This is a genomic window from Ochrobactrum sp. P6BSIII (assembly GCF_014138065.1).
Lineage (GTDB): Bacteria > Pseudomonadota > Alphaproteobacteria > Rhizobiales > Rhizobiaceae > Brucella.
Genome location: NZ_JACGXB010000001.1, coordinates 230,270 through 255,456, shown reverse-complemented (window position 1 = coordinate 255,456; position 25,187 = coordinate 230,270). Strand labels below are relative to the sequence as shown.

The following is a 25,187-nucleotide window of genomic DNA, read 5'->3' as shown; positions in this document are numbered from 1 at the left end:
GCGCTTTTTTGTTTTTTCACGAGATTGATCGGGATCGTGCGGTCTTTTCGGATGCGATCTTGCGGGGTAAAGAACGATCATGATGACACCGGCACAGAAAACACTTTTCCTTCCCTTCGAGCAGGGCATTCTCGATATGCCCGCGGACGGGCAATCCTTTCTCGCTTGTGGCCTTTCCGCCGACCGGCTTCTCGATCCGGAATGGAAAGAGGTCCTGACCTGTCTGCAGCCATGGCGCCCCGATTTTCTGGCGCTCGGCAAGGAAGGCTTTCGTGCAGAGCCGAGATTGGCCACAGACAGCCGTTTTGCTGGCGGGCTCCTCCTGCTCGGAAAACACCGTGGACGCAACGAGGCGTGGTTCTCCGAGCTTCTGACGCGCGTTCAGCCCGGCGGTTGGATCGTCGTCTGCGGTGAGAAGAAGCTCGGCGTCGACAGTTTCCGCAAATGGGCGGGCAATATCGCTGAAATCAGCGACCGCATGTCCAAGAACCACGCCGTCTCATTCTGGCTTCAGCGCCCCGCCGATCTGGATGATGATTTCATCGCCGCTCTGCGCCCACTCGAAAGTGCAATTGACGATGTGTTCCGCACGGAACCGGGCATGTTCTCGCATGGCGCGATCGACAAGGGCTCGGCGCTGCTGGTGCCGCATATGGAAAAGATCGTGTTCGGCAATGTTGCGGATTTTGGCGCGGGATGGGGTTATCTCGCAGCACAGAGCCTGAAATATGCCGACCGCATCAAGTCCATCGATCTGTTCGAGGCAGATTACGAGGCGCTGGAGGCCGCGCGCGGCAATCTGGAGCGTCTGGGCGCTTCGGTGCCGATTTCATTCAACTGGTTCGATATTACCAGCGAAAAGGTGACCGGTATCTATGACACGGTCATCATGAACCCGCCCTTCCACGAAGGGCGCGTTACGGATGTTTCGCTCGGCCAGAGCTTTATCTCAGCGGCGGCGTCCCGCCTGAAACCTGGCGGGCGCCTGCTAATGGTCGCCAACCGGCAATTGCCTTATGAGGTGACGCTCAAGGGCCTGTTCAAGTCGGTGACGACATTGGAAGAAGCAGACGGGTTCAAAATCTTCGATGCGAAGAAGTGAAACAAAAAAGCCGCCCCGAAGGGCGGCTTTTTCAATTCCAGAGCATTTCCAGCAAAAGTGCGTAGCGCCTACGCGGGGAAATCAGTCCACTGGACTGATTTCTGATCCCGCTTCGATGCGTAGGATAATGCGTCAAAACAAATAGATAGAGCGGTTCCACGATTCCGCTTTAACCGGAACCGCTCTAGAACGCTTACTCGCCGCGTTCAGCGTCAGAGCTTTTCAGCTCTTCCAGCGTCGGCATCGAAACGATGTTGTAGCCCGAATCCACATAATGGACTTCGCCGGTCACGCCGCTCGACAGGTCCGACAGAAGGTAGACAGCCGATTTACCCACATCGTCGATATCGACAGTGCGGCGCAGCGGTGAATTGCGGCGCTGATAGCTGAAGATCGCGCGCGCATCGCCGATGCCGGCACCCGCCAGCGTGCGCACCGGGCCAGCCGAAATGGCGTTGACGCGGATGCCCTGCGGGCCGTAATCGGCAGCCAGATAGCGAACCATCGCTTCAAGCGCCGCCTTGGCAACGCCCATGACATTGTAGTTCGGGATGGTGCGGGTCGAACCGCCATAGGTCAGCGTCAGGATCGAGCCGCCGTCCTTCATGAGCTTTTCGGCGCGCTGTGCCATTTCCGTGAAGGAGTAGGCGGAAATCACCATGGTCCGGCTGAAATTATCGCGCGTGGTGACGTCTGCGTAACGGCCCTTCAGTTCGGTCTTGTCGGAAAAACCGATGGCGTGAACGATGAAATCGAGCTTGCCCCACTTCTTTTCGATCTCGGCAAAAACCGCGTCAACCGTTGCAATGTCTTCAACATCGCAAGGCAGGACGAGGTCCGAGCCGACCTGTTCGGCCAGCGGCTTCACGCGCTTGCCCAGCGCATCGCCCTGATAGGTGAAAGCCAGTTCTGCGCCCTGTGCGGCGAGCTGCTTCGAGATGCCCCATGCCAGAGAATGATTATTCGCGACCCCCATGATGAGGCCGCGTTTTCCTTGCATCAAACCTTCCATATTCCCCTCTCCCTCAGCCCTGGTAGCGCTGGAAAACCAGCGTCGCATTCGTGCCGCCAAACCCGAAGGAGTTGGAGAGCACGGTATTGAGCTGAGCATTATCGATGCGCTTGCGGACGATAGGCATGTCTGCGAAGGCAGGGTCCAATTCTTCGATATGCGCGCTTTCGCAAATGAAATTGTTGTGCATCATCAACAGCGAATAGATCGCTTCCTGCACGCCCGTTGCGCCCAGCGAATGGCCGGTCAGCGACTTGGTCGCGGCAATCGGCGGGCAGGCGTCGCCCGAACCGAACACCTGACGGATAGCGTCGATTTCCGGCGCATCGCCAGCAGGCGTCGAGGTTGCGTGCGGGTTGATGTAGTCGATCTTGGTCTTGACGGTGGAAAGCGCCATCTTCATGCAGCGGATCGCGCCTTCACCGGACGGAGCGACCATGTCGTAGCCGTCAGAAGTTGCGCCATAGCCGACGATTTCGCCATAGATCTTCGCGCCGCGCGCAAGCGCGGTTTCGAGGTCTTCCAGCACCAGAACGCCAGCGCCGCCTGCAATCACGAAGCCGTCGCGGTTCTTGTCATAGGCGCGCGAAGCGGTGGCAGGCGTGTCGTTATACTTCGTCGCCATCGCGCCCATGGCGTCGAACAGCACGGAGAGCGTCCAGTCGAGATCTTCACAGCCGCCCGCAAACATGCGGTCCTGCTTGCCATACTGGATCATCTCGAACGCATTGCCGATGCAATGGTTGGATGTCGCGCAGGCTGAAGAGATCGAATAGTTGATGCCCTTGATCTTGAAGAAAGTGGCCAGCGTTGCGGAAGCCGTGGAGCTCATGGCTTTCGGCACAGCAAACGGACCAACGCGCTTCGGACCCTTTTCACGGGTAATGTCGGCGGAATCGACGATGGTGCGGGTCGAAGGACCGCCCGAACCCATGATGATGCCGGTACGGTCATTGGAGACTTCGTCATCCGAAAGGCCTGCATCGGCGATCGCCTGATCCATGGCGATGTGATTCCAGGCTGTGCCGCGACCGTGGAAGCGCATGGCGCGACGGTCCACGAGGGATTCGACATCGATTTTCGGGGCGCCGTGCACCTGGCAGCGGAAACCCAGTTCGGCATATTCTTCCGCGCGCGAGATGCCGGATTTGGCTTCGCGCAGCGAGGCCGTCACCTCTTCGGTGTTGTTGCCAATCGAGGATACGATCCCCATACCCGTTACGACCACACGCCGCATCGCGTTCTCCTTTACACCCTTGCTCGTCGAGCGGCAGTCGATTGGGTCAGGACTGCCTCGTCGCCGTTACATAGGTGCGATCTTCGCATGTTTTGAGCGCGGCCGCATGAAAACTGTTCATTTTTTGCCGTCGCGCCCGTGAATGATGGTGGATTTAGGCGATGTTTAAGCGTCGCCGTCCTTTGAAAGGCCGACGCGCAAATCGGTGGCCTTGTAGATCACTTCGCCATCGGCCTTCAGCCAGCCGTCAGCAGTGCCGAGCACGAGACGTCCGCGCATGACGCGCTTGAAGTCGATGCCATATTCGAGAAGCTTGGTGTGCGGGCGCACCATGCCCTTGAACTTCACTTCGCCGGTCGAAAGCGCCATGCCGCGACCCGGTTCGCCGAGCCAGCCAAGGAAGAAGCCGGTCAGCTGCCACATGCCGTCCAGGCCAAGGCAGCCCGGCATGATCGGGTTGCCCTGGAAATGGCACGGAAAATACCAGTCGTCGGGGCGCACGTCGTATTCGGCGCGGATATAGCCCTTGTCGAACTCTCCGCCGGTTTCGGAAATATCGGTGATGCGATGCACCATCAGCATTGGCGGCAGGGGAAGCTGGGCATTGCCGGGGCCGAACAGCTCGCCGCGCCCGCAGCTGAGGAGTTCTTCATACCCGTAGCTTGATTTCTGTTCTGCCATTTCGCCTCCCTTGAGGTTTATTCGCTATCGGCCAGCAATCCGGCCCGGTTGTCATTTGGAACGGTTTTAGCGCAAACGCCCAAACCGCTCTATCTCTTTCTGGTCGTTAAGTCGGAACACCCCTATCACAGACTGGTTCCCGTACAAAACCTCAGCGACCATAAAAATATGCAATGGATTTTCCCGAAAAAACGGGCAAACTCCAAGCCTATTGATACTTATTTCGCAACGGCATATATCAATGTCAGTATGCAATGGGCAACAGCCCGTTCAATCTTTGACGAATTTGCTACAAGCTTGTAACGGAACCAGCGGTGAATATGCAGTCTACACATACCCACTCGACGGTCTCTATGGAAGAACGGCTCCGCGATGCTGGCCTGCGTCCGACGCGCCAGCGTGTTGCACTTGCGAGCATGATCTTTGCGCAGGGCGATCGCCACCTGTCCGCTGAAGACCTCCACGAACAGGCGGTCATGGCGGATGTGCCGGTGTCTCTGGCCACCGTTTACAACACGCTGCACCAGTTCACGGAAGCCGGAATGCTGCGCATCATCGCGGTGGAAGGCTCCAAGACCTATTTCGATACCAATATTTCGGACCATCAGCACTTCTTCCTCGAAGGGGAAAATGTCGTGTTCGATATTCCGCATGGCGAGCGCGGGCAGCCGACCGTTGCAAACATGCCGGACGCGCCGGATGGTATGGAAATCGTCAATGTCGATATTATCGTCCGCCTGCGTCGCAAGACGCAGTAACTGATAATATGCGTCGCAAGACGCAGTAAGAGATTGATCCTCAAAGGATTTTGAGAAAGCGGCTTCGGCCGCTTTTTTGTTAGCTGCCACAAAGTTCTTGCCAGAACGATGGAAAGCGGATTGAATAAAACGGTTCCGAAACAATCCTTTGCTTGCAGGATAACGGATGCCGGTAGAGTTGAAGCCGATACAGGCGCTGACATTGTTGAAGACCCTGTCGCTGGGACAGGTGCGCGACGAGATGCCCGATCTCACGACGCGGCAGACAGCTATCCTTCTGACAATCTATCTGGAGCCGCCGCCGCACACGGTGCGCGGGCTTGCGGCAAAACTGGATGTTACGAAGCCGGTGATCACGCGCGCACTCGATACGATGGGTACGCTCGACCTTCTATCCCGTCATCGTGATGAAAAAGACCGGCGAAATGTGCTAGTTAAGAGAACAGTCGCCGGCGCGCTTTATGTTGAACGACTGGGCGATCTGGTGATCGCCAAAGCCAGAGAGTTACCTTTATGAGTGTTCGCCAATGAGTCTCAATGTGACCACGCTCGACCGCCGCCTCAATGCCTATCGCGCCGATCTCGCTGATGAGCGACTGACCGACAAGGTGGAGGCTGCCCGCTTTATAGCCGGAACCGAGATGCAGGTGACTGCATCGGTCGTGGATTTGCGCAGCGAGCCACGCCCCGATAGCGGACCTCAGACACAGATCATTTATGGCGACACGGTACGCGTCTTCGAGGAAATGGACGGCTGGTGCTGGGTTCAGGCCGAGCGCGACGGCTATACGGGCTATGTCTCCGCCTCGTTTATCGAAAAGCCGCAGGGCGCGGCCACGCATATGGTCATCGTGCCGCGAAGCTTTGTTTATCCCGGCTCAGATTTGCGTTTTCCGCATACGCAGGCGCTGTCGCTTGGCTCACGCGTTCGCATTGTGGGCTCGGCTGAAACGCGCGGCACCCAATATGCGGTGCTGGAAAGCGGCGAGGCGATGATCGCAAGCCATCTGGCGCCAATCGGCGAACACGCGGCTGATTATGTGGCCGTGGCGGAAACGCTGCTGCACACGCCCTATCTGTGGGGCGGTACGTCGGGCTTCGGCATTGATTGCTCTGGTCTCGTGCAGCTTTCCATGTGGGTGGCTGGCCGCAGGATTCTGCGTGATTCCGACATGCAGCAGAATACGCTTGGCACAGTTCTGGAGCCGAATGCGGATTATTCCAATCTCCAGCGCGGCGATCTCGTGTTCTGGAAGGGGCATGTCGCGATCTGCGCTGCGCCTGACATGCTGATCCATGCCAGCGGCCACACGATGACGGTGACGCTGGAGCCGTTGCAGGATGCGATCAAGCGCATCGCTTATCTCTATGATCTGCCGACGCTGATCCGCAGACCCTGATTGCGCTGCTGCAAGTGCATTAAACAGGTCCATGAAAGGTCGGGCCGATGACGGGAAACAGGATATTTCAAAGTGCAGGCTTCGTAGCCGTGGTGCTTGGCCTTGCTGTTCTCATCCCTTCAGCGGTGTCGTCCGAAAGGATAGCGCGCGTGACCATTCCCGCTTCGCCTGCCGCCTTTGCCGAGGTCAACGGTATCGAGATGTATTACCGGATCGTCGGCAAGGGACCGCCTATTCTGCTGATACCGGGCGGTCTTTCAGACCAGCATGTCTGGGACGCGCAATTGCCGATTCTAGCGCGTCATCATACGGTGATCGTTGCCGACAGTCGCGGGCAGGGGCGTTCCACCCGCACGACGGAGCCGCTGACTTATGGCCTGATGGCTGATGACTATGTGGCGCTGCTCGATTTTCTGCATATCGACAAGGTTGATCTGGTCGGTTGGAGCGATGGCGGTATTATCGGGCTGGATATTGCGATGCGGTACCCTGAGCGGCTGAAGAGCCTGTTCGCGCAGGCTGCCAATGTCACGCCCGAGGGCAATACCGGCTATATCGAAGCACGGGCCGAAGGACGTCCAATCCCTGAGCTTCGCCATTACGAAAGCATCGACAAGGAAATCCACGCGCTCTGGGCCAATGAACCCAACTACACCGATGAAGATTTGTCACAGATCTCGGTGCGCACGGCTATCGTGATTGGCGATCATGATACAGCCATCACGCGGGAACATACGGAATTCATCGCCAGCCAGATTCCCGGTGCCGAACTGATCATTCTGCCCGATTCTGGCCACGGCGTGCCGGTGGAAAATCCCCGGCTTTACGCCCACACGGTCCTGAAATTCATCGATGGAAAAACGAACAGCCGAATTTAATACGGCGGTTGCAAATTCGTCAGGCCGTGGCGAAAAGAGTGATTTCCGAGTACCGAAGCGCAGGCAATTGTTCTTTGCAGCCCGGTATCACGAAGAATGCATCTGCTGTGCTAAACCCGATTGGGAAGAACCCTGTCCGGCGTGCGGTGCCCGTCGACAAACGCCTTGATATTGATGATGACCTTGTCGCCCATATCGATGCGGCCTTCAATCGTGGCCGAACCCATATGCGGCAGCAGTACAACCTTGCCCTTTTCCGCAAGCGCCAGCAGGCGCGGATTGACGGCTGGCTCGTTCTCGAACACGTCCAGCCCCGCACCGGCAATCCGGCCTTGCTCGATCAGATCGATCAGGGCGTTTTCATCGATGATCTGACCACGCGCCGTATTGACCAGATAGGCCGTCGGCTGCATCAACGCGATGCGACGGGCCGATAGCAGGTGAAACGTTGCGGGCGTTGAAGGGCAATTGACTGAAATGATGTCCATGCGGGCCAGCATCTGGTCGAGGCTGTCCCAATAGGTCGCTTCCAGCTCTTCCTCAACCTGCGGGCTCACGCGCTTGCGATTGTGATAATGGATCGAAAGGCCAAAAGCCTTGGCGCGGCGTGCAACGGCGGTTCCTATGCGCCCCATGCCGACGATGCCGAGGCGCTTGCCCCAGATGCGGCGTCCGAGCATCCATGTCGGCGACCAGCCCGGCCATTTGCCGTCGCGCTCGTTGAGCACATTCGCGCCTTCCACGAGGCGGCGCGGTGCCGACAGAAGCAGCGCCAGCGTCATGTCGGCCGTATCTTCGGTCAGGACATTGGGCGTATTGGTCACGGTAATGCCGCGCTTTGCGGCGGCTGCGACATCGATATTGTCGACGCCGTTGCCGAAATTGGCGATCAGCTTGAGATTGGGTCCGGCTTGCTCTATGGCAGCAGCGTCGATCACGTCGGTGATGCAAGGCACCAGAACGTCAGCTTCCTTCAGCGCGGCGATGATTTCCGGCTGGCTCATGCGGTGATCGTCTATGTTGAGACGTGCATCGAACAGTTCCCGCATTCGGGTTTCCACCGGGTCCGGCAGTTTTCTCGTAAGAACGACCAGCGGCTTCTTTTTGTTCGACATCTCCACCCCGTTTTTTGAGCCTGTTTCCGGGCAAACTTATATGCTGAAGCTTCATGTTGAGACCTCCTTAACCAAGAAGGCGCAATATGGGATATTGCTTCGGCTGCTCATCTCTATCAAGGCGGCGGGGCAAAGACAAAGAAAAACAGGACCGATAAACAAGACGGTCACGATGCCGAGCAGCCCCTGCTGTTTTACGCTTCCGCTGAAGGCATGGTCGTCTTGGGTTAAGAACAGGACGGCGAGAGGCGCAGTTGAATAGAGTACTTCCCCAAAGGTTTTTGGCTAAGGGCATGTCGGTAAAGCGCCTTCTCATGGCCTTTGCGGCTTGTATGGCGCTCCTGTTCGTGGCGATGCCGATCAGTGTGAACGCAGCCGAAACCGAAGGCGCAAACGGTACGGCGACAGGCGCCAGCGGTCTGCCTGTGCCCCGCTTCGTCAGCCTAAAGCCGGCACGGGTCAATCTGCGCATCGGCCCGGGGCGCGACTATCCGGTTTCATGGCTGTTCATGAAATCAGGGCTGCCGGTCGAGATCATTCAGGAATATGACAACTGGCGGCGCATTCGCGATGCTGACGGCACGGAAGGCTGGGTCTACCAGTCGCTTCTGTCCGGCAAGCGCACCGCGATCACCGCGCCCTGGTTGAAGAACGACAAAAGCAAGATGATCACCATGCGCCGCGATGCCAACGATACGGCAGCTGTCGCCGCCGATATCGAGCCGGGTGTTGTCGGCACCGTGCGCCAATGCAATGGCCAGTGGTGCCGCATGGATGTCAGCGGCGTGCGCGGCTGGATCCGGCAGTCCGACCTGTGGGGCGTCTATCCCGGCGAAGTCTTCGACTGATAACACGCGGGCTTCTTACTTGCCGTATTTTTCCTTGAGCAACAGATAGAGCGCACGGATGGCCTGTGCTTCGCCGCCAACCGGCGATGCAGGCTTTTCCACTGGCACCCAGCCGAAAATATCGAAATGCACATGCGCCTTGGCCTTTTCCACAAAACGGCTGAGGAACAAGGCCGCCGTCACCGCTCCGGCAAAACCGTCGGTGGTGACATTGTTGATGTCGGCAATGCGTGACGACAGTTTCTGCGCATAAGGCTGCCAGAGCGGCATACGCCAGAGCGGATCGGCTGTCTCCTCGGCCTTGGCGGCGATGGCTTCGGCCAATGCGTCATCATGCGTGAAAAATGGCGGCAGGTCCGGGCCGAGCGCCACGCGTGCAGCACCGGTCAGGGTCGCCATGTCGATCAGCAATTCCGGCTCTTCCTCATCGGCCAGCGCCAGAGCATCGGCAAGCACCAGCCTGCCTTCGGCATCCGTATTGCCGATTTCGACGGTCAGTCCCTTGCGGCTTTGCAGGACGTCGCCCGGACGGAAGGCATTTCCGGCAATCGAATTTTCAACCGCCGGGATCAAGACGCGCAGCCGCACCGGTAGTTTCGCGTCCATGACGATGGAGGCAAGGCCGAGCACATTGGCAGCGCCGCCCATGTCCTTTTTCATCAGCAGCATGCCGCTTGCGGGCTTGATGTCGAGGCCACCCGTATCGAAGCAGACACCTTTGCCGACCAGCGTGACTTTCGGATCGTTTTCCTTGCCCCATGTGATGTCGATCAGACGTGGCGCAATCGCTCCCGCACGCCCGACCGCATGGATCATCGGGAAGTTTCGTTCCAGAAGAGCTTCGCCTTCCGTGATACTGATTTCCGCCTTATGTTCGCTTGCCAGTGCGCGCGCGGCGTTTTCCAGTGCGTCCGGGCCCATATCGTTGGTCGGCGTATTGATCAGATCACGCGTGAGTATCACCGCAGCGGCGATGCGCTTCGTCTCGGCTTCATTCACGCCGTCCGGCAAAGCAAGGCGGATTGTCTTGCCATTCGCATTGCGGTAGCGCGAAAAATTATAGCCGCCCATCAGGAAGGCGAGCGCCGCGAGCGCGGCATCGTCGTCCGCATTTTCGAAATGCCAGTCACCTTCCGGCAAGCTGCGTGCGAGTTTGCCAGCAAGCAGTTGCGACTGGCCGCCTTTGAGGCCGTCGCCAATGCCGAACAGCGCGCCGGAGATCGCACCGTCCGGTCCCGGCAGAACCAGAACCTTGCCCGCTTCTCCGTCGAAATCATGGGCTTTCGCCCAGCCAGTCACAGGAGCCGGAAGCGTGTTTTCTTCCAGCTTTCCCTTTTTCGTAAACCAGATTGGACGGCTTTGTTCCGACTTTTGGGCAATGATTTCGACAGACATGGCGCTCTTTCTCACCAAGGCAGATTGGGCCGATCAAGGCAGTTTTGAAAACAGATAGAACGCTTCGCCTCGTTTGGAAACGGGTGCATGCAAGGCTCGTTAACCAATCATTAGGGTTAACGGATTATTGATGAAGGAGAAATCGGGCTTGAGGGGCTGGGGCATTCGGTATGCAATGTCCGGCCGCATATGGAGGCGGGATGCTCAACTTGGGGTTAATGGGCGGCGCTGGTTTCCGCCTTGGCGTGGCTTCTGTCCTTTCAGCGCTCGTCCTCACCGGCTGCAACACGGTAGACCGCACCACCACAGGTTCGGTGCGACGTGTCGAAACCGCTGCCACTTTCGATCACATGAACGATGCACAGCTTGCCGCAATGGTAGGCCGTCTTGGCGCGCAATATGAGCGCAATCCCAAGGACCGTGGCACCGCGCTCAATTATGCCAGCGCCCTGACCCGTCTGGGACGCAACGATCAGGCTCTCGCCGTCATGCGCGCGCTGGTCATCACCTATCCGAAGGATCAGCAGGTTCTCGCAGCCTATGGCAAGGCGCTTGCCGGTGCGGGTCAGTTCGACACCGCGCTCGATGCAATCCGCCGTGCGCAAGATCCGGCCTATCCGGACTGGAAGCTCGTATCCGCCGAAGGCGCTATTCTCGACCAGATGGGCAACCGCGATCAGGCCCGCGCCATGTATCAGAAGGCGCTACAGATCAAGCCGGGCGAGCCGTCGATCCTCTCCAATATGGGCATGTCCTATCTTCTGGCCGGCGATTCCAAGACGGCGGAAAACTATTTCCGGCAGGCATCTGTGCTACCCGGAGCAGACAGCCGCGTCCGCCAGAATCTGGCGCTTTCGGTCGGCTTGCAGGGGCGTTTTCAGGAAGCTGAAACGATTGCCGGGCAGGAGCTTTCGCCGCAGCAGGCCAAGGCCAACACGGATTATCTGCGCTCCATGATGGCGCAGCAGAATTCCTGGAACATGCTCAAGGACAAGCCGAAGGGCTGACACGACATCGCATGCTTTGTTTTGGCTTTTTTCGGCGGCGGCGATCAGTGCCCGCCGAAGAACCCGCCTTGCGCGCTAAGCTGGATGAACGCCGGGCCGAGAATGACGATAAACAGCACCGGCAGGAAGAAGACGATCATCGGCACGGTGAGTTTCGGCGGCAAGGCCGCCGCTTTCTTTTCCGCCTCCAGCATACGCAGATCGCGGCTTTCCTGAGAAAGTGTTCGAAGCGCTTGCGAGACGGGCGTACCGTAGCGCTCGGCCTGAATGAGTGCTTGCGATACCGATTTCACCTGATCGACGCCCGTGCGCATCGCGAGATTGTCATAGGCCTGACGCCGTTCAGGCAGGAATGACAGTTCCGCATTGGTGAGCATCAGTTCTTCCGCCAGCTCCACAGACTGTATGCCGATTTCGTCGGCCACCTTGCGAAAGGCTGCTTCGACAGACATGCCGGATTCCACGCAGATCAGCATCAGATCCAGCGCATCCGGCCAGGCGCGGCGGATAGACTGCTTGCGCTTGGCGGCCTTGTTGGAAACATAGAGGTTGGGCGCATAGAAGCCGATATAACCGGCGATAATGCAGACCAGAAGTCGGACGAAGAAGGAATGTTCCGGCATATTGCCGAGCACGAAGATATAGAAGCCAGCCAGCGTCATCGCGCCGAAAGGCAGCACGAAACGCATGAACAGGAAGATGTTGAGCGGGTTCTGCCCGCGAAAACCGGCAGTTCTGAGCGCGGCAATCGTCTTTTCGTCGGCCAGCGCCTTTTTCAGGTCGAGCCTTTCCACGAAATCGCGAATGCCCTGCTTCTGCTGGTGTCGCAGGCTGTTGCGCCGGTCGTTTTCCGCTGCCAACCGCGCGCGCTCGCGAGACCGGATCGCCTCGCGTTCGGTGGCGACCGACTTCATGCGCGATTTCAGGATGCTGGTGCTGAGTATCGGCAAGAGTACGGTGACGATGGCGGCAAAAACCGCAATCGTGATCAGCATGGCGATCAGGAATTGCGGGTCTGTCAGTCTTTCGATGAGGAGAGAAAACATGGTCTGCGCCTCACATATCGAAATTGATCATGTTTTTCATGATGAAAATACCGGTACCCATCAAAACGACAGCGATCCCCAGCAGCATATGGCCGGTCGATGAGGTGAAGAGCAGCGTCATATATTGCGGGCTGGTCAGATAGACGAGCACCATGACGATGATCGGCAGCGCACCGATGATTGCGGCAGAGGCCTTTGCTTCCATGGACAGCGCATCGACCTTGGCTTTCATCTTCTTGCGGTCACGCAGTACCTTGGAGAGATTGTTCAGTGCTTCAGAAAGATTGCCGCCGGCCTGAGACTGAATCTGGATCACGATGGCGAAGAAATTGGTTTCAGGGCAAGGCATGCTGTCTGGCATCTTGCCAACAGCTTCCGGTATCGACAGGCCCATCTGCTGGGCTTCGACAACTTTCTTGAATTCGCCTTTAACCGGCTCCAGTGCTTCGCTGGCAATCAGGCGCAGCCCGTCATTGAGCGGCAGGCCTGCCCGTGTCGCACGAACGATAACGTCGAGGGCGTTTGGAAATTCTTCCAGAAACTTCTTCAGGCGACGCTTGCGTTTTTGCAGCACGAACCAGCGGGGCAGGCCGAAAAAGCAGGCAATGGCAATGCCCGGAAGAAGCAACAAAGGAAGACCGAAGATAAAACCGATCAGAAGTCCGGCAAAGGCCGTCGCGCCGGAATAAATATAGAATTGGCGCAGCGTAATGCTCAGTCCCGCCTGCGTTAGCATGATACGCAGCGGCGGGTATTTCTGATTTTTCTCGCGCTGCTTCTGGCGTGCTTCAAGATCCTTGATATTGTCCTGCAATTGCTTGCGGCGTTTCTGAATATCGGTGTTCTTGTCCCGCTCACTGCGGGTGACGCTGCGTTCTGCATAGTTGCGCACGGTTTCCAGCCGCCGCGAGGCGGGGTCCTTGCTGGCCAGCCTGTCGTAGAACAGCACGTAAGCCAGCGCGGCACAGGCAACCACCGCCAGAAGAATGAAAATCAGAATGCTGACAGGTGAGGCGGTCATCAGTCGACGCTCTCCATACTGTCGAGAACAGAGGCGAGGCGGCTGTCTTCATTGTAGTAGCGCGCGCGGTCCCAGAAGGCCGGGCGGCCAATGCCGGTCGAGCTGTGCGTGCCGAGAATGCGGCCTGATGCATCCTCCCCCTTGATGTCGTAAAGCATCAGATCCTGGGTGATGATGACGTCGCCTTCCAGCCCCACCACTTCCGTCACATGGGTGATGCGACGCGAACCGTCACGCAGTCGCGCGGCCTGAATGATGATATCGATCGAGTTGACCAGAATTTCGCGCACGGTCTTTTGCGGCAGCGTATAGCCGCCCATGGCGATCATGGCTTCCATACGGCTCAGGCATTCACGCGGGCTGTTGGAGTGGATCGTGCCCATCGAGCCGTCATGGCCAGTATTCATGGCCTGCAACAGATCGAACACTTCGGGTCCGCGCACTTCGCCGACGATGATTCGCTCAGGCCGCATACGCAGGCAGTTTTTGACCAGATCGCGCATCGTCACTTCGCCTTCGCCTTCCAGATTGGGCGGGCGGGTTTCGAGGCGTACCACATGCGGCTGCTGCAATTGCAGTTCGGCGGAATCTTCGCAGGTGATGATGCGTTCATGCGTGTCGATATAGCGGGTGAGGCAGTTCAACAGCGTGGTTTTGCCGGAACCCGTACCACCGGAAATGATGACATTGCAGCGCACGCGGCTGATGATCTGCAACAATTCCGCACCGGCATTGGAGATCGCACCGAAGCGCACCAGCTGGTCGAGTGTCAGCTTGTCCTTGCGGAATTTACGAATGGTCAGTGTCGGGCCGTCGAGCGACAACGGCGAGGCGATGACGTTGACGCGCGAGCCGTCCGGCAGGCGCGCATCGCAGATCGGGCTCGATTCGTCGACGCGTCTGCCGACCTGGCTGACGATGCGCTGGCAGATATTGAGAAGTTGCTGGTTGTCGCGAAAACGAATCCCCGTTTCCTGCACCATGCCGTCGACTTCGATATAGGTACGGCGCGAGCCGTTGACCATGATATCGGCAATGTCGTCGCGGGCAAGCAAAGGCTCCAGCGGACCGTAACCGAGGACGTCGTTGCAAATGTCGTCGAGCAGTTCTTCCTGCTCGGCAATCGACATGACGAAGTTCTTGATCGCAATGATATCATTGACGATATCGCGGATTTCTTCGCGGGCCGTATCGGGCGCCATGCGTGAAAGCTGCGACAGGTCGATTGTATCGATCAGGGCCGAAAAGACCTGCGCTTTGGTGTCGTAATAGCCTTCGTTCTTCTCACGTCCGCTGCTGGCCGCGGCTGCGGGTCTCGCTGGCGTGTTGGGAACGGCGGCCTGCATACGGGACGGCTGAACGGGCTCCGTGCGCTGCACAGGCTGGGGCGCGATTGCTTTCGCAATGCTGCCGTCCTGTTTGCTTCCTGAATCGTTGCCTCTTTTGCCGAACATGATTTTCCGCCGTTACTTCGTCTTGCGCGCGAATTTGCCTAGAAGACCGGAGATGCCATTCTTCTTGCGCGGCTGGACATCCGCGCGCCCCGTCAGCACATGCGCTATATGCGTGATGGTTGCAGAAACCGGGCTTTCCGGGCTGGTTTCCGCGATCATGCGTCCGGTATTGGCGGCATTGCCGAAAAGCTGCGGCTCGAATTCGATGGCCGCAATCGGATCGATGCCGAGCGGTTCGGAGAAATCCGACAGCGCGATTTCGGGGCGCTTCGGAACCCCGACCTGATTGAGCACCAGATGCGGCTTCAGATCGTTGGGACGCAATTGCGCCAGCGTATCGAGCAGGTTTTTCGTATTGCGCAGATTGGCAAGATCGGGTGCAGCCACGATCACCACTTCATCCGCCCGCATCAATGTGGTGCGGGTCCAGCCGTTCCAGCCATGCGCGAGATCGAGAACGATCAGTGGCGAGGTGCGCTGGGCAACGTCGATTATTTCGGAGAACGCATCCTCTTGAAAATCGAAGGTGCGCTCCAGACTGGATGGTGCGGCAAGAATCGAGAGATGTTCGCCATATTGCACCAGCAGGCGGTCGAGATAGACCTCATCCACGCGTTCCGGAGAAAACACGGCGTCGGCTATGCCGAGCGTCGGGTCCTGATCGAAATTGATGTTGGCCGTGCCGAAAGGCAAATCCATGTCTGCGAGAACGACGTCGTGCCGGAACAGATGCGAGATCGACCAGGCGACATTATGAGCGATGGTCGATGCGCCGACACCGCCCTTGGCGCCGATAAAGGCGATGGAGCGTCCAAGCGGCTCGGCACCCGGATCGAGAAAGATCGACGAGACGATGGCCAGAACATCGGCCAGCGACACGGGCGCGACGATATATTCCGACACGCCGCGGCGCAGCAATTCGCGATAGAGCCAGACTTCGTTGGAATGCCCGACGACGAGTACCTTTGAGCCCGGGTCGCAGACTTCCGACAGGCGCCGGAGTTCATCGAGCAGAACATTCGGTTCCGATGACGATTCGACGATGATCAGATTGGGCGTCGAGGCCGTCTGATAGAAGTCGATAGCGGCCTCTATGCCGCCCGGCGAGACTTTCAGATGGGTCTTGGCCATGCGCCGGTCATTGCCAGCGCGCTCGATGGGAATGGCAACGCTTTCGTTTTCACAAAAGGCCTGGATGGAAATGCGCGGGATTGGCCGCACATTTTCCAGCATAATCGGCGCGCGGTGTTCGGCAAGGTCGCTGCCGGCTTCTGGTTCGAAGGCGATATCTGTCATGGCGCCCTCTTAATAGTTTGCCTGTTCGCTGCGAGGTTCCTTCCAGTTATCCGTCAGCGCAGTCGACATTTTGGTATAGCCCTGATCGCCATTGAGGCGTTCTGTCGTGCGGTCGGAATCGATTGGAGAGGAAGTGCGCGGTCCAAGAAGATCGGCAGGATTGGCGACTTGCGCCGCAAGATTGTTCTGCATCGCACAGCCGAAATTTTCGTAATGCTTGTTTTCCGGCGTGGTCGCAACATCATCCGGCCAGCGTCCGCAAGGTGTCGTGCCCGCCGTCATCGCATAATAGCTGATGCGGATTGGCGCTGCGGCATCCGGCGACGAAACGGGATAGTTTTCTATGGCGATGTTGGTCTGCTTGACGCCGCCTTTGCGCAAGGCTGTCGCCACTTCTGTGCTTAACCGATAGGCTGCGGCCTGATTGGGCGCTCCAGCAGGAACAAGCACATAGACCATGCCCGAACCCTTGTAGCGGTAGTTGGCGACCGCGCTCTCGATGATGCCGCGCTGCATGGTGTTGAGCCGGCTATCCGCGCTGCCGACCGGAATGTCGGTCACCTGTTCGCGCTCGGCAATCGTGATGGGATGATTGGTGCGGTAATCGTCCGGCAATGCGCCGACGGTCACATGCTGCCGGTTGGCGCAACCGGCCAGAAGAGCGACCGACAGGACCAGCAAGACCGGCGTGATGGAAACTCTGTTGCCCCGAATTGTCATGCCCGTTTCCCCACTCATTTGTAGATATACCCGACAACACCGTTGTAACGGCCGGGCGGCAGCTTGGTCTCCATCGTTCCGTAAACGCGGTTGACCTTGCCGAGAATGTAACCTGCGCCATCGCTGGCCGGATTGAGATTGTCGTCGGGACGCGCAAGCGCCTGCCGCGCAACCGGGCGAGCCAGATATGGCGTCACGATAACCACGAGTTCCGATTCGTTGCGGATGAAGTCCTTGCTGCGAAACAGCGCACCGAGGACGGGAATCTTGGTGAGGCCCGGAAAGCCGGAAACAGACTGGCGCACTTCATCGCGGATCAGGCCGCCGATCATCATCGAACCGCCGGATGGCAGTTCCACCGTGGTGTCCGCCACGCGCTTGCGCAGCGAGAGGAGGCTTGTGCCCACGCCATCGGCCTTGGCAGCCATGCCGGTGCTTTCGGTCGTTGGTTCTGACACTGACGTTCTGATCTTCAGGCTGATGCGCCCCGGGCCGAGCACCACCGGCATGAATTCCAGTCCGATGCCGTATTCGATCTTGGCCAGCTGGTTGGTTCGCTTGCCGTCGTCATCATAAGTGACGCTGTTCAAAACATTGTATTCGCCGCCGACATTGAAGGCTGCCTTTTCGCCTGAGATAGCGGTTAGGGTCGGCTCAGCAAGCGTCTTCATGACGCCCGCTGATTCCATTGCCCGCAGATAGGCCGAGAAGCTGCTCGTCGCGAGACCGAAGCCGGTATCGGACAGATTGTTGCCGATCGCGCCAGAGATGGTTTCTGAAATGCCGCTATAGGTAATGCCATTGTTGGTACCGCGGCCAAGCATATTGACGCCGAGCTGCTTCATGACAGTGCGGCTAACTTCGGCAACGGTGACCTTCAGCGTGACCTGGTCTTCACCGACAATCGTCAGCATGTTGACGATTTTACTGACACGGCGCTGCTGATCGGGGTTATCGATTGCAACGCCGCCGCCGTCTGTCGGAGCTGAAGCGGTGGCAGTATACTGGCCGGTGGTTGCTTCACCACCGGTGACGAAAAGGCCGGCGAGTTTTGCGGCTTGGGCCGAATCCTGAGGGGTCTGAACCGTGCCAGTGAGAACCACATTGTCGTTGATCAGTTCAACCCGGATATCCGAGCCGGGAATGAGGCGTTTCAGCTGTGTCGAAATGCTGCTCACATCGCGCTCGATTTCGACATCGATGGAGGCGATTTGTTCGCCATTCGGGCCGAAGACGAAGATATTGGTTTGCCCGACCTGCTTGCCGAACAGATAGATGCGGCGCGATGTGCGCGTGACCGCATCCGCAATGGACGGATTGGAGACGAGCACGTCATAGGCGTCCTGCGGCAGATCCAGCACCAGCGACTTGTTGAGACCAAGTGCAATCCGCTGGGCGCGGCCCTGCGTGCCGACCTTGACGACACCGCCCGCCGCCATGGCAGGCACATCGAAGAAGGGTTGCGCTGCGAGCGTCAGGCTTGCGGCAATAAGGGCTGATTTGGTCCAATACGGGCGCACGCGTTTTCCCTGTCTCATGAGCGCGGTCCTACTTCTATGATGCTGCCGGACTTGATGACCTTGACCGTTCCGCTATGCGTCGGAGAGGAAACCAGATAGTCGGCTTGCTTGATGTCCTTGTCTTCGGCGTCGTGCATGGATCGCAGCGACAGTGTCAGCCGGTCCGCCATTTGCTGGGCGACGGTGATGATTTCCGCCTGATCGGGCGTCAGTTCCAGTGTCGCCGTCTGGCCGACCATGACCTTGCGACCTTGCTCGTCTTCCTGAATCGTCTGGTCGATGGCGAGCACGCGCACATTTTGCAGCACGGTTTCGGTCGTGAAAGGCGCGATGGACGTGCTGCTGGCATTGTCGGGTTTGCGACGGGTCATGATGACGTCAACGAAATCATTGGGCAGGATAAAGCCGCCCGCCGAGCTTTCGGCATTGATCTGGGTCGCAACCGCACGCATGCCGGGCGGCAGGATCGAGGACAGGAAGCTCTGTCCCGGTCCGATCAGTTTCACTTTGCGAATCGGCTCACCGGGGAAAAGTTGCAGCCTGACGGTGGCACCATTGAGCTGGTTGATTGCATCCGGCTCACTGGAACGAGTGATGTAGCCGTCGGAAATCGCTTCCTTGGGCCATGATTGCCAGCGCATCTGTGAGGTCAGTTCAGCACCGACGCCGAGATTTTCCGTGGCGACAAGCACTTCTTCAAGCTGGATCTGTGGGGTCTCTGGCGCAACCACGACGGGTGCAGGCGGCGGTGCCGACAGATTCATGGCGATATAGCCCGCACCGCCAGCAGCGATAACGGCTACCCCAAGAATGAGTAGACGAGCTGATTTCATGATGTGCCCCGTGCAAGTCCCCACGTCCGAACGACGTGTTCCAAAATTGCACCGGCAATCGTGTAATTATGGTTAATATAATCTTATTCGTATTAAGAAATATAAGTTCCGCAGGGCAATTCGTTGCCGGTTATCATGCGGGAGCGAACAAAATTGACTGAATTGACTGGCCGACAGGTGAGAGCGGGAAGCTCCACAGACCGGCTGCGCCCAAAGCGATCCCATAAGGAATCCCGACATCCTTGCGCGACAGTCGTTCCAGAAAGGCATAACGATCAGCATAAACCGGGCGCGGTATCAGGCGATAAAGAATGATCAGAAGCGTGAGAACGCCGCCCAGGATCGAGAACTTGACGACATAGTCCGCCAGGCCCGGATTGAAGCCGAACCACAGCGTCGTTGCGGCAATCAGTTTTGCATCGCCACCGCCCATGGTGCGCAGGCAGAAGAGGGCGAAAGTGATGCCGAGCATCAGCCCGCCGGTCACCAGATGCCAGCTGTAATCAACAAGTGAAAGCCCGGAAAAGGGTGCGAGAATGATAAACCCGGCGGCGAGACCAATCGAAACCCGGTTGCGAATGGTCATCGACAGGAGATCGGTGATCATGGCCGTGACCATCGCTGCCACGAAAATCGCCGTCATCAGCGCTGCTATGACCATCAAAGCCCCCGATAGAGTTTCGTTGCCGATTATTTACCGTTCGTCGCGTTCTGGAAACCTGTGGCAACGGCGTCGAACTTTTCGCCGACTTTGCCGGCCATGAGCGCTACACCACTGATGATTGCGATAGAAACCAGCGTGCCGATCAGCGCATATTCAATCGCTGTGGAACCGGCCCGGTTCTTCAAAAAACGCGTCATCAATGTCGGCATTGTACGCTCCTTCGCCTCTCCGAAGACGGCTGCCCCATAATGGCCGTCATCAAGTTCGGATGGCTGAAGCATAGTCGGTAGGCATTGTAGGCCCCTTAACAATCAGGGTTAATGAAGTGTTGTCGATTAAATTCCACTTCCGATGGCGCAAGAGGGGCCAGTCTTGCGGATGATTTAATGGTTCCTTCACCAATCCTCTTCATTATTTGCTAGGCATATTACGGGGGTCGTAGAGTGGCGCGTCGGTTTTTCTCTTCGGAAAAGTTGCGGAAGGCATTGGCCTTGGCAGCGATAATGCTGTCTTCGGCCGGAGTTCAGGCCGCGCATGCGGAAGAATATATCAAGCTGGAAACAAGTCGGGCGCGTATCCTTCGTCTGGCCCGCCCCGCTGATACCGTGGTGATCGGCAATCCGGCGATAGCGGACGCTGTCGTTCAGGATTCCCAGACCATCGTACTGACCGGCAAGGATTTTGGCGTTACCAATATCGTTGTCATGGACAAGCAGGGCGAGCCGATCATTGATCGGGAACTTGTTGTCTCCAGCAATGGGCGGGGCACCACCCGCGTCTATCGCCGGGCAGAGGTCCAGACCTTGTCTTGCACACCCTATTGCGAAAAAGCTTCGACCAAGATCGGCGACGATAAATAAGAGCTGTCGCTAAAATCCCGCATGTGCCGTTAATACTCTTTCAGGTTGTCCTGATGTATTCCTACGCCATGTTTTAAACCGGCATGGTTTGGGTGGGGCATGGCATTCAAGAATTCCCGTCGGCATAGGCGTGGAGAAGAATATTCGTGGCTATGTGCCGCCTTTCGGCGCGTGCGGCTGTTTGGCCGGGCGCGCGAAGGCGCGACGGCAATCGAATTCACACTTCTGATCATTCCCTTCCTGCTTATCGTTTTTTCGACCATCGAAACGGGTATGAATTTCACTGCCCGACAGGTGTTGTGGAATGCCACGCAGAATGTCGCGCGTCAGATCCAGACCGGGCAGATCAGGGGAAGCGATCTCACGCCGACCAAAATCCAGACCATGCTCTGCGACCAGATCCAGTTCATGGTGAAGGCCGGTTGTGAGGGACTGTCGTTCAATCTTGGCACCTATTCCGGCTTTTCCACGGTGCCGACCACCGGCATTCTGACCGCTGATGGCGATCTGACGCGCACCGGCATCACCGGCACCAACGGCACCTCGACCATCAACCAGCTCAATGTGCTCTATCGCTGGCCGGTTCTGACCAACATTCTCTATCTGACCGACAGCGCCGATGCGAAACGCGGCACCATGCCGCTGTTCTCTACGCTGACATGGCAGAACGAGCCGTTTCCCAACTGACGACGAATATCGGGTTGCGGCCCGGACTGGACCTTTATCGCCATGCGAACAGCACTATTCCGGTTGTTACGAAATTTCCTGCGCGACAGGCGCGCTGTCGGCGCGGTCGAATTTGCGCTGATCGCTCCGGTCCTGCTCGTGATTTATCTTGGTTCGACCGATCTTGCCGATGGTCTCGACGTCAACAAGAAGGTGTCACGATCCGCCAGCAGCCTGGCCGATCTGGTTACGCGGCAGATTTCGGTTTCGGCCAGTGACGTCGACGATATGTTCGCGATTGGTAGCGCATCGCTGCTGCCCTACAGTCGGACAAGCCCGAAGATCAGGGTAACGGCCCTGAAGGTCACCAAGGCGCAATCATCGAACACCTATACCGTGACGGTCGACTGGTCGCGCGCGAATGTTGCAAATTTCGCCGCCCTGGCTGGCAGCAAAGGCGATCTTCCCGCCGCGCTCATCGCGACTGACGCCTATTTTATCAAGGTTGATGTGGAGCTTGACTACAAGCCGCTCAACTCTTGGATATCGACCAGCATTCCCATGAGCGAGACCTATTATCTCTCTCCACGCTATACCAACACCATTCCTTGTAGCGGGTGCTGAAGCGCTCTTTCGCGTATTCCCCTTGGCAATAGGGGCAAAACCCAACATATAGAGGGAAAGGCCAGACCTTCCCTTCAGGATTTGCTTTCAATGCCAGAATTGCCAGAGGTAGAAACCGTTCGCCGCGGCTTGCAACCCTTCATGGAAGGGGCAACCATCGAACGTGTCGATCAGAACAGACCCGATCTGCGCTTTCCTTTTCCAGACCATTTTGTGGAACGCCTGACCGGGCATCGGATCGAGGCGCTCGGTCGCCGTGCGAAATATCTGACGCTTCACCTCGATGACGGTCTTTCCATCATCAGCCATCTCGGCATGTCCGGTTCGTTTCGCATCGAGGCCGAAGACGGCGGGGATACGCCCGGCGCTTTCCATCACGAGCGATCAAAGAACAGCGCCCATGACCATGTGGTGTTTCATCTGTCGCGTCCCGGCGGTTCAGGTGCGCGCATCATCTATAATGATCCGCGCCGTTTCGGCTTCATGCTGTTTGCGGAAAAAGGCGCGCTCGACACGCATCCATTTCTGAGCGGTCTCGGTATTGAACCAACCGGCAATCTTTTGTCGGGAGCGATACTGGCGGAACTGTTTCAGGGGCGGCGCACGCCGCTCAAGGCAGCACTTCTCGATCAGCGGCTGATTGCCGGTCTCGGCAATATCTATGTCTGCGAGGCGCTGTGGCGTTCCGGTCTGTCGCCCATGCGCGCAGCCGGGGCCGTAGCGGGCGATGCGGTGCTTATGGAGCGGCTGGCCAGCGATATCCGCACGGTGATTGCCGAGGCCATTGCGGCGGGCGGGTCGAGCCTGAAGGATTACATTCAGGCCGACGGGGCGCTTGGCTATTTCCAGCATTCCTTCTCGGTCTATGGGCGGGAAGGGGAACCGTGCCGCAACCCGGCCTGCAACGGTACTGTCGAGCGTGCGGTCCAGGCGGGACGTTCGACTTTTTTCTGTGCGTCCTGCCAGACATAAGACCTTGCCAAACAGGGATGGCCGGTCCACCTTGCCGCCCGGAAATTGAAGCTGTCATGGTATCGGCCTTATAGGCCCTGAACCGGATAGCGATGCCTGATGAAGGAGGAGCAGAATTCCATGGCTTATGAAACGATCATCGTCGAGACACGCGGCAATGTCGGGCTTATCCGCCTCAATCGTCCGCAGGCGCTCAATGCGCTCAATCGGGGTGTGCTCAATGATCTGACGGATGCGCTCGCGATCTTCGATGCGGATGACAAGATTGGCGCCGTGGTGCTGACCGGTTCTGAAAAGGCTTTTGCTGCTGGCGCCGACATCAAGGAAATGCAGTCCATCGATTTCGTCGATGCCTATCTGCAGGACATGTTCGCCGACTGGCAGAAGGTGGACCGCGCGCGCAAGCCGATCATCGCTGCCGTTTCCGGTTATGCGCTTGGCGGCGGTTGTGAGCTGGCCATGATGTGCGACTTCATCATTGCAGGCAGCAATGCCAAGTTCGGCCAGCCGGAAATCACGCTTGGCGTCATTCCGGGCATGGGCGGCTCGCAGCGCCTGACCCGTTTCGTCGGCAAGTCCAAGGCGATGGATATGTGCCTGACCGGCCGCATGATGGATGCGGCGGAAGCCGAGCGCTCGGGTCTCGTTTCACGGGTCGTTGAGCCGGAAGTTCTGCTGGAAGAAGCTTTGAAGGCTGCCGAGCGCATTGCGTCCTTCTCGCGCCCTTCGGTTCTGATGGCCAAGGAAGCGGTGAACCGCACCTACGAAATGACGCTGAGCGAGGGACTGCGCTATGAGCGCCGCCTGTTCCATTCGCTTTTTGCGACGGAAGACCAGAAGGAAGGCATGGCGGCATTTGTCGACAAGCGCACGCCATCCTTCAAGAATCGATAAGACGGACAGCGCATCGGGCGGTGATCACCGCTGCCCGATGCGGTAATCAGGGCTGGATGGAGGCTGGTTCAGAGGGCTGGAAGGCCCGCGCGCAGGCGCAAAACCGGCTTTTTGATTGATAGTCGCGGCAGAATCCTCGTTGACGTGAGGGCAAAGCTGATCTATAAGCCCGCCACGGATCGGCGGCCACCCGGGTTTTCTAGGGATTTCGGCTGCCCTAGAGGTTTTGTGCCCGGCGGTTTAAGCCCCTGGCTAGCTGACAGAAAAAGAGAGGCATTTATGGCCAATACTCCTTCGGCCAAGAAGGCAGTGCGCAAGATCGCTGCCCGCACCGAAATCAACAAGTCGCGTCGCTCGCGCGTTCGCACTTTCATCCGCAAGCTGGAAGACGCTCTTCTGAGCGGCGACAAGCAGGCTGCGGAAGTGGCATTCAAGGCTGCTGAGCCTGAACTGATGCGCGCAGCCTCCAAGGGCGTCGTGCACAAGAACACTGCTGCTCGCAAGGTGTCTCGCCTTGCCAAGCGCGTGAAGGCACTCAACGCCTAATTATTGCCTATTTTTATAAGCAAGTTCTGAAACCCGGCTCATTGTTAGCCGGGTTTTCTTTTTTTCAGGCTTCTTGCAGCTTTCTGCTCAACGTAAGGTCGCAATTTTTTCGCATATTTTTCAATGTGAAGAGGCAAGTTTACGAGGTTTCAGAATGTTACTACCGGGTAATTTTCGATTGTAATTTCAATCATTTGCGTAACATTTCGCAGAGTTATCCACAGGGGTCGGATGGGACTCGGAAGGCCGTTTGAGTCAAGCAGATTTTTAAAAATTATTTTTCAGGCGGAACAGATCAGGACCATCTAATTTGACCACGTAGAAAACACATTGAATCCAAAGGTGTTAATTCGCTGGCGTCCGATTCCCGGTCTATCGCGCGGCCCTATGCAAGGGGTTTCATGAAAAAAAACTGGCAATCCTAGGCTTGCTCTTTACGGCGGCCCTTCGCTAAAGTCAGGTCATCAAGAGGGGTGGGCCACCGGCCCGGAGTTAGCGCTAATTGCTGTCGAATGTCAGCGTGGATGTTGAATCCGCGAGCGCTATTTTCTGGTCTCCAAGGTCCTCTTTCTTTCGGGTGATTGCTTATCATTCAATGACCGGGCCATTAACTGGCCATTAACCGGAAAGTCGTTTTG

General features: G+C 57.6%; 27 protein-coding genes. 13 read left to right on the top strand and 14 right to left on the bottom strand.

Translation table 11 applies throughout. The annotated features are described in order from the left end of the window. The first annotated feature begins 79 nt into the window (after nt 1-79). The gene (locus FHW00_RS01130; RefSeq protein WP_078337734.1) at nt 80-1,102 is read left to right on the top strand and encodes a class I SAM-dependent methyltransferase; all 1,023 of its coding nucleotides are present in this window, start codon (nt 80-82) and stop codon (nt 1,100-1,102) included. Between the two features lie 193 nt (nt 1,103-1,295). Here FHW00_RS01130 and fabI read toward each other — a convergent pair whose 3' ends face one another. The 3 genes from fabI to fabA form a co-directional block, all read right to left on the bottom strand. Further along, nucleotides 1,296-2,114, bottom strand: a complete 819-nt coding sequence (gene fabI / locus FHW00_RS01125) for an enoyl-ACP reductase FabI (RefSeq protein ID WP_078337735.1) — start codon at nt 2,112-2,114, stop codon at nt 1,296-1,298. A gap of 13 nt (nt 2,115-2,127) precedes the next feature. Then, nucleotides 2,128-3,351 (bottom strand): beta-ketoacyl-ACP synthase I, encoded by a 1,224-nt coding sequence (gene fabB / locus FHW00_RS01120; RefSeq protein WP_078337736.1) that lies wholly within the window; start codon nt 3,349-3,351, stop codon nt 2,128-2,130. A 165-nt stretch (nt 3,352-3,516) separates the two neighbouring features. Continuing rightward, nucleotides 3,517-4,032, bottom strand: a complete 516-nt coding sequence (gene fabA, locus FHW00_RS01115; RefSeq protein WP_078337738.1) for a 3-hydroxyacyl-[acyl-carrier-protein] dehydratase FabA — start codon at nt 4,030-4,032, stop codon at nt 3,517-3,519. A 320-nt stretch (nt 4,033-4,352) separates the two neighbouring features. Here fabA and irrA point away from each other — a divergent pair, with 320 nt between their 5' ends. The 4 genes from irrA to FHW00_RS01095 all read left to right on the top strand — a co-directional run bounded on the left by irrA (nt 4,353) and on the right by FHW00_RS01095 (nt 7,068). After that, a complete protein-coding gene (gene irrA, locus FHW00_RS01110; RefSeq protein WP_078337739.1) occupies nt 4,353-4,790 on the top strand; it encodes an iron response transcriptional regulator IrrA in 438 nt (145 codons plus the stop codon). A 166-nt stretch (nt 4,791-4,956) separates the two neighbouring features. Next, nucleotides 4,957-5,307 (top strand): MarR family transcriptional regulator, encoded by a 351-nt coding sequence (locus tag FHW00_RS01105; RefSeq protein ID WP_078337740.1) that lies wholly within the window; start codon nt 4,957-4,959, stop codon nt 5,305-5,307. Nucleotides 5,308-5,317: 10 nt separating this feature from the next. Beyond that, nucleotides 5,318-6,190 (top strand): C40 family peptidase, encoded by an 873-nt coding sequence (locus FHW00_RS01100; RefSeq protein ID WP_078337741.1) that lies wholly within the window; start codon nt 5,318-5,320, stop codon nt 6,188-6,190. 47 nt (nt 6,191-6,237) lie between these two features. Further along, nucleotides 6,238-7,068 carry an alpha/beta fold hydrolase gene (locus FHW00_RS01095; RefSeq protein ID WP_078337742.1) on the top strand — a complete coding sequence of 277 codons (831 nt, stop codon included), beginning with the start codon at nt 6,238-6,240 and terminating at the stop codon, nt 7,066-7,068. A 110-nt stretch (nt 7,069-7,178) separates the two neighbouring features. Here FHW00_RS01095 and FHW00_RS01090 read toward each other — a convergent pair whose 3' ends face one another. Next, entirely contained in the window at nt 7,179-8,183 is a 1,005-nt protein-coding gene (locus tag FHW00_RS01090; RefSeq protein WP_078337743.1) for a 2-hydroxyacid dehydrogenase, read from the bottom strand. A gap of 353 nt (nt 8,184-8,536) precedes the next feature. Between FHW00_RS01090 and FHW00_RS01085 the strand changes: the two genes are divergently transcribed. Then, nucleotides 8,537-9,031 carry an SH3 domain-containing protein gene (locus FHW00_RS01085; protein ID WP_440629624.1) on the top strand — a complete coding sequence of 165 codons (495 nt, stop codon included), beginning with the start codon at nt 8,537-8,539 and terminating at the stop codon, nt 9,029-9,031. Between the two features lie 15 nt (nt 9,032-9,046). Here the strand turns inward: FHW00_RS01085 and FHW00_RS01080 are convergent, their stop codons facing one another. Further along, nucleotides 9,047-10,426, bottom strand: coding sequence for a leucyl aminopeptidase family protein (locus FHW00_RS01080; RefSeq protein ID WP_078337745.1), 1,380 nt, complete (start codon nt 10,424-10,426; stop codon nt 9,047-9,049). 200 nt (nt 10,427-10,626) lie between these two features. Here FHW00_RS01080 and FHW00_RS01075 point away from each other — a divergent pair, with 200 nt between their 5' ends. Then, nucleotides 10,627-11,433 (top strand): tetratricopeptide repeat protein, encoded by an 807-nt coding sequence (locus FHW00_RS01075; protein WP_078337746.1) that lies wholly within the window; start codon nt 10,627-10,629, stop codon nt 11,431-11,433. A gap of 44 nt (nt 11,434-11,477) precedes the next feature. Here the strand turns inward: FHW00_RS01075 and FHW00_RS01070 are convergent, their stop codons facing one another. From FHW00_RS01070 to FHW00_RS01030, 9 genes are all read right to left on the bottom strand, one after another. Continuing rightward, nucleotides 11,478-12,479 carry a type II secretion system F family protein gene (locus FHW00_RS01070; RefSeq protein WP_078337747.1) on the bottom strand — a complete coding sequence of 334 codons (1,002 nt, stop codon included), beginning with the start codon at nt 12,477-12,479 and terminating at the stop codon, nt 11,478-11,480. A 10-nt stretch (nt 12,480-12,489) separates the two neighbouring features. Next, the gene (locus FHW00_RS01065) at nt 12,490-13,500 is read right to left on the bottom strand and encodes a type II secretion system F family protein (RefSeq protein ID WP_078337748.1); all 1,011 of its coding nucleotides are present in this window, start codon (nt 13,498-13,500) and stop codon (nt 12,490-12,492) included. Continuing rightward, nucleotides 13,500-14,846: a CpaF family protein gene (locus FHW00_RS01060; protein ID WP_374843095.1), complete on the bottom strand. Its 1,347-nt coding sequence runs from the start codon at nt 14,844-14,846 to the stop codon at nt 13,500-13,502. The genes FHW00_RS01065 and FHW00_RS01060 overlap by 1 nt, the downstream gene beginning before the upstream one ends. Before the next feature lie 120 nt (nt 14,847-14,966). Further along, on the bottom strand, nt 14,967-16,250 hold the full coding sequence (locus FHW00_RS01055; RefSeq protein ID WP_078337750.1) for an AAA family ATPase: 1,284 nt from the start codon (nt 16,248-16,250) through the stop codon (nt 14,967-14,969). 9 nt (nt 16,251-16,259) lie between these two features. Beyond that, nucleotides 16,260-16,970, bottom strand: a complete 711-nt coding sequence (locus FHW00_RS01050; protein ID WP_078337751.1) for a CpaD family pilus assembly protein — start codon at nt 16,968-16,970, stop codon at nt 16,260-16,262. Between the two features lie 14 nt (nt 16,971-16,984). Further along, the gene (locus FHW00_RS01045) at nt 16,985-18,508 is read right to left on the bottom strand and encodes a type II and III secretion system protein family protein (protein WP_078337752.1); all 1,524 of its coding nucleotides are present in this window, start codon (nt 18,506-18,508) and stop codon (nt 16,985-16,987) included. Then, nucleotides 18,505-19,323: a Flp pilus assembly protein CpaB gene (gene cpaB / locus FHW00_RS01040; RefSeq protein WP_078337753.1), complete on the bottom strand. Its 819-nt coding sequence runs from the start codon at nt 19,321-19,323 to the stop codon at nt 18,505-18,507. The genes FHW00_RS01045 and cpaB overlap by 4 nt, the downstream gene beginning before the upstream one ends. A gap of 133 nt (nt 19,324-19,456) precedes the next feature. Further along, nucleotides 19,457-19,984 carry an A24 family peptidase gene (locus FHW00_RS01035; protein WP_078337754.1) on the bottom strand — a complete coding sequence of 176 codons (528 nt, stop codon included), beginning with the start codon at nt 19,982-19,984 and terminating at the stop codon, nt 19,457-19,459. A gap of 29 nt (nt 19,985-20,013) precedes the next feature. After that, nucleotides 20,014-20,268 (bottom strand): Flp family type IVb pilin, encoded by a 255-nt coding sequence (locus tag FHW00_RS01030; protein WP_445557887.1) that lies wholly within the window; start codon nt 20,266-20,268, stop codon nt 20,014-20,016. A gap of 222 nt (nt 20,269-20,490) precedes the next feature. On the opposite strand from FHW00_RS01030, the gene FHW00_RS01025 reads away from it, so the two are divergent. The 6 genes from FHW00_RS01025 (at nt 20,491) to rpsT (ending at nt 24,549) form a co-directional block, all read left to right on the top strand. Beyond that, nucleotides 20,491-20,847, top strand: coding sequence for a pilus assembly protein N-terminal domain-containing protein (locus tag FHW00_RS01025; protein WP_078337755.1), 357 nt, complete (start codon nt 20,491-20,493; stop codon nt 20,845-20,847). Nucleotides 20,848-20,946: 99 nt separating this feature from the next. Next, nucleotides 20,947-21,534 carry a TadE/TadG family type IV pilus assembly protein gene (locus tag FHW00_RS01020; protein WP_078337756.1) on the top strand — a complete coding sequence of 196 codons (588 nt, stop codon included), beginning with the start codon at nt 20,947-20,949 and terminating at the stop codon, nt 21,532-21,534. Nucleotides 21,535-21,576: 42 nt separating this feature from the next. Then, complete coding sequence (locus FHW00_RS01015) at nt 21,577-22,137, top strand: TadE/TadG family type IV pilus assembly protein (protein ID WP_078337757.1); 561 nt, start codon at nt 21,577-21,579, stop codon at nt 22,135-22,137. 90 nt (nt 22,138-22,227) lie between these two features. Then, nucleotides 22,228-23,109 (top strand): bifunctional DNA-formamidopyrimidine glycosylase/DNA-(apurinic or apyrimidinic site) lyase, encoded by an 882-nt coding sequence (gene mutM / locus FHW00_RS01010; protein WP_078337758.1) that lies wholly within the window; start codon nt 22,228-22,230, stop codon nt 23,107-23,109. A gap of 120 nt (nt 23,110-23,229) precedes the next feature. Further along, nucleotides 23,230-24,003, top strand: a complete 774-nt coding sequence (locus FHW00_RS01005; RefSeq protein ID WP_078337824.1) for an enoyl-CoA hydratase — start codon at nt 23,230-23,232, stop codon at nt 24,001-24,003. 279 nt (nt 24,004-24,282) lie between these two features. Further along, nucleotides 24,283-24,549, top strand: coding sequence for a 30S ribosomal protein S20 (rpsT, locus tag FHW00_RS01000; RefSeq protein WP_078337759.1), 267 nt, complete (start codon nt 24,283-24,285; stop codon nt 24,547-24,549). The last annotated feature ends 638 nt before the right edge of the window (nt 24,550-25,187 follow it).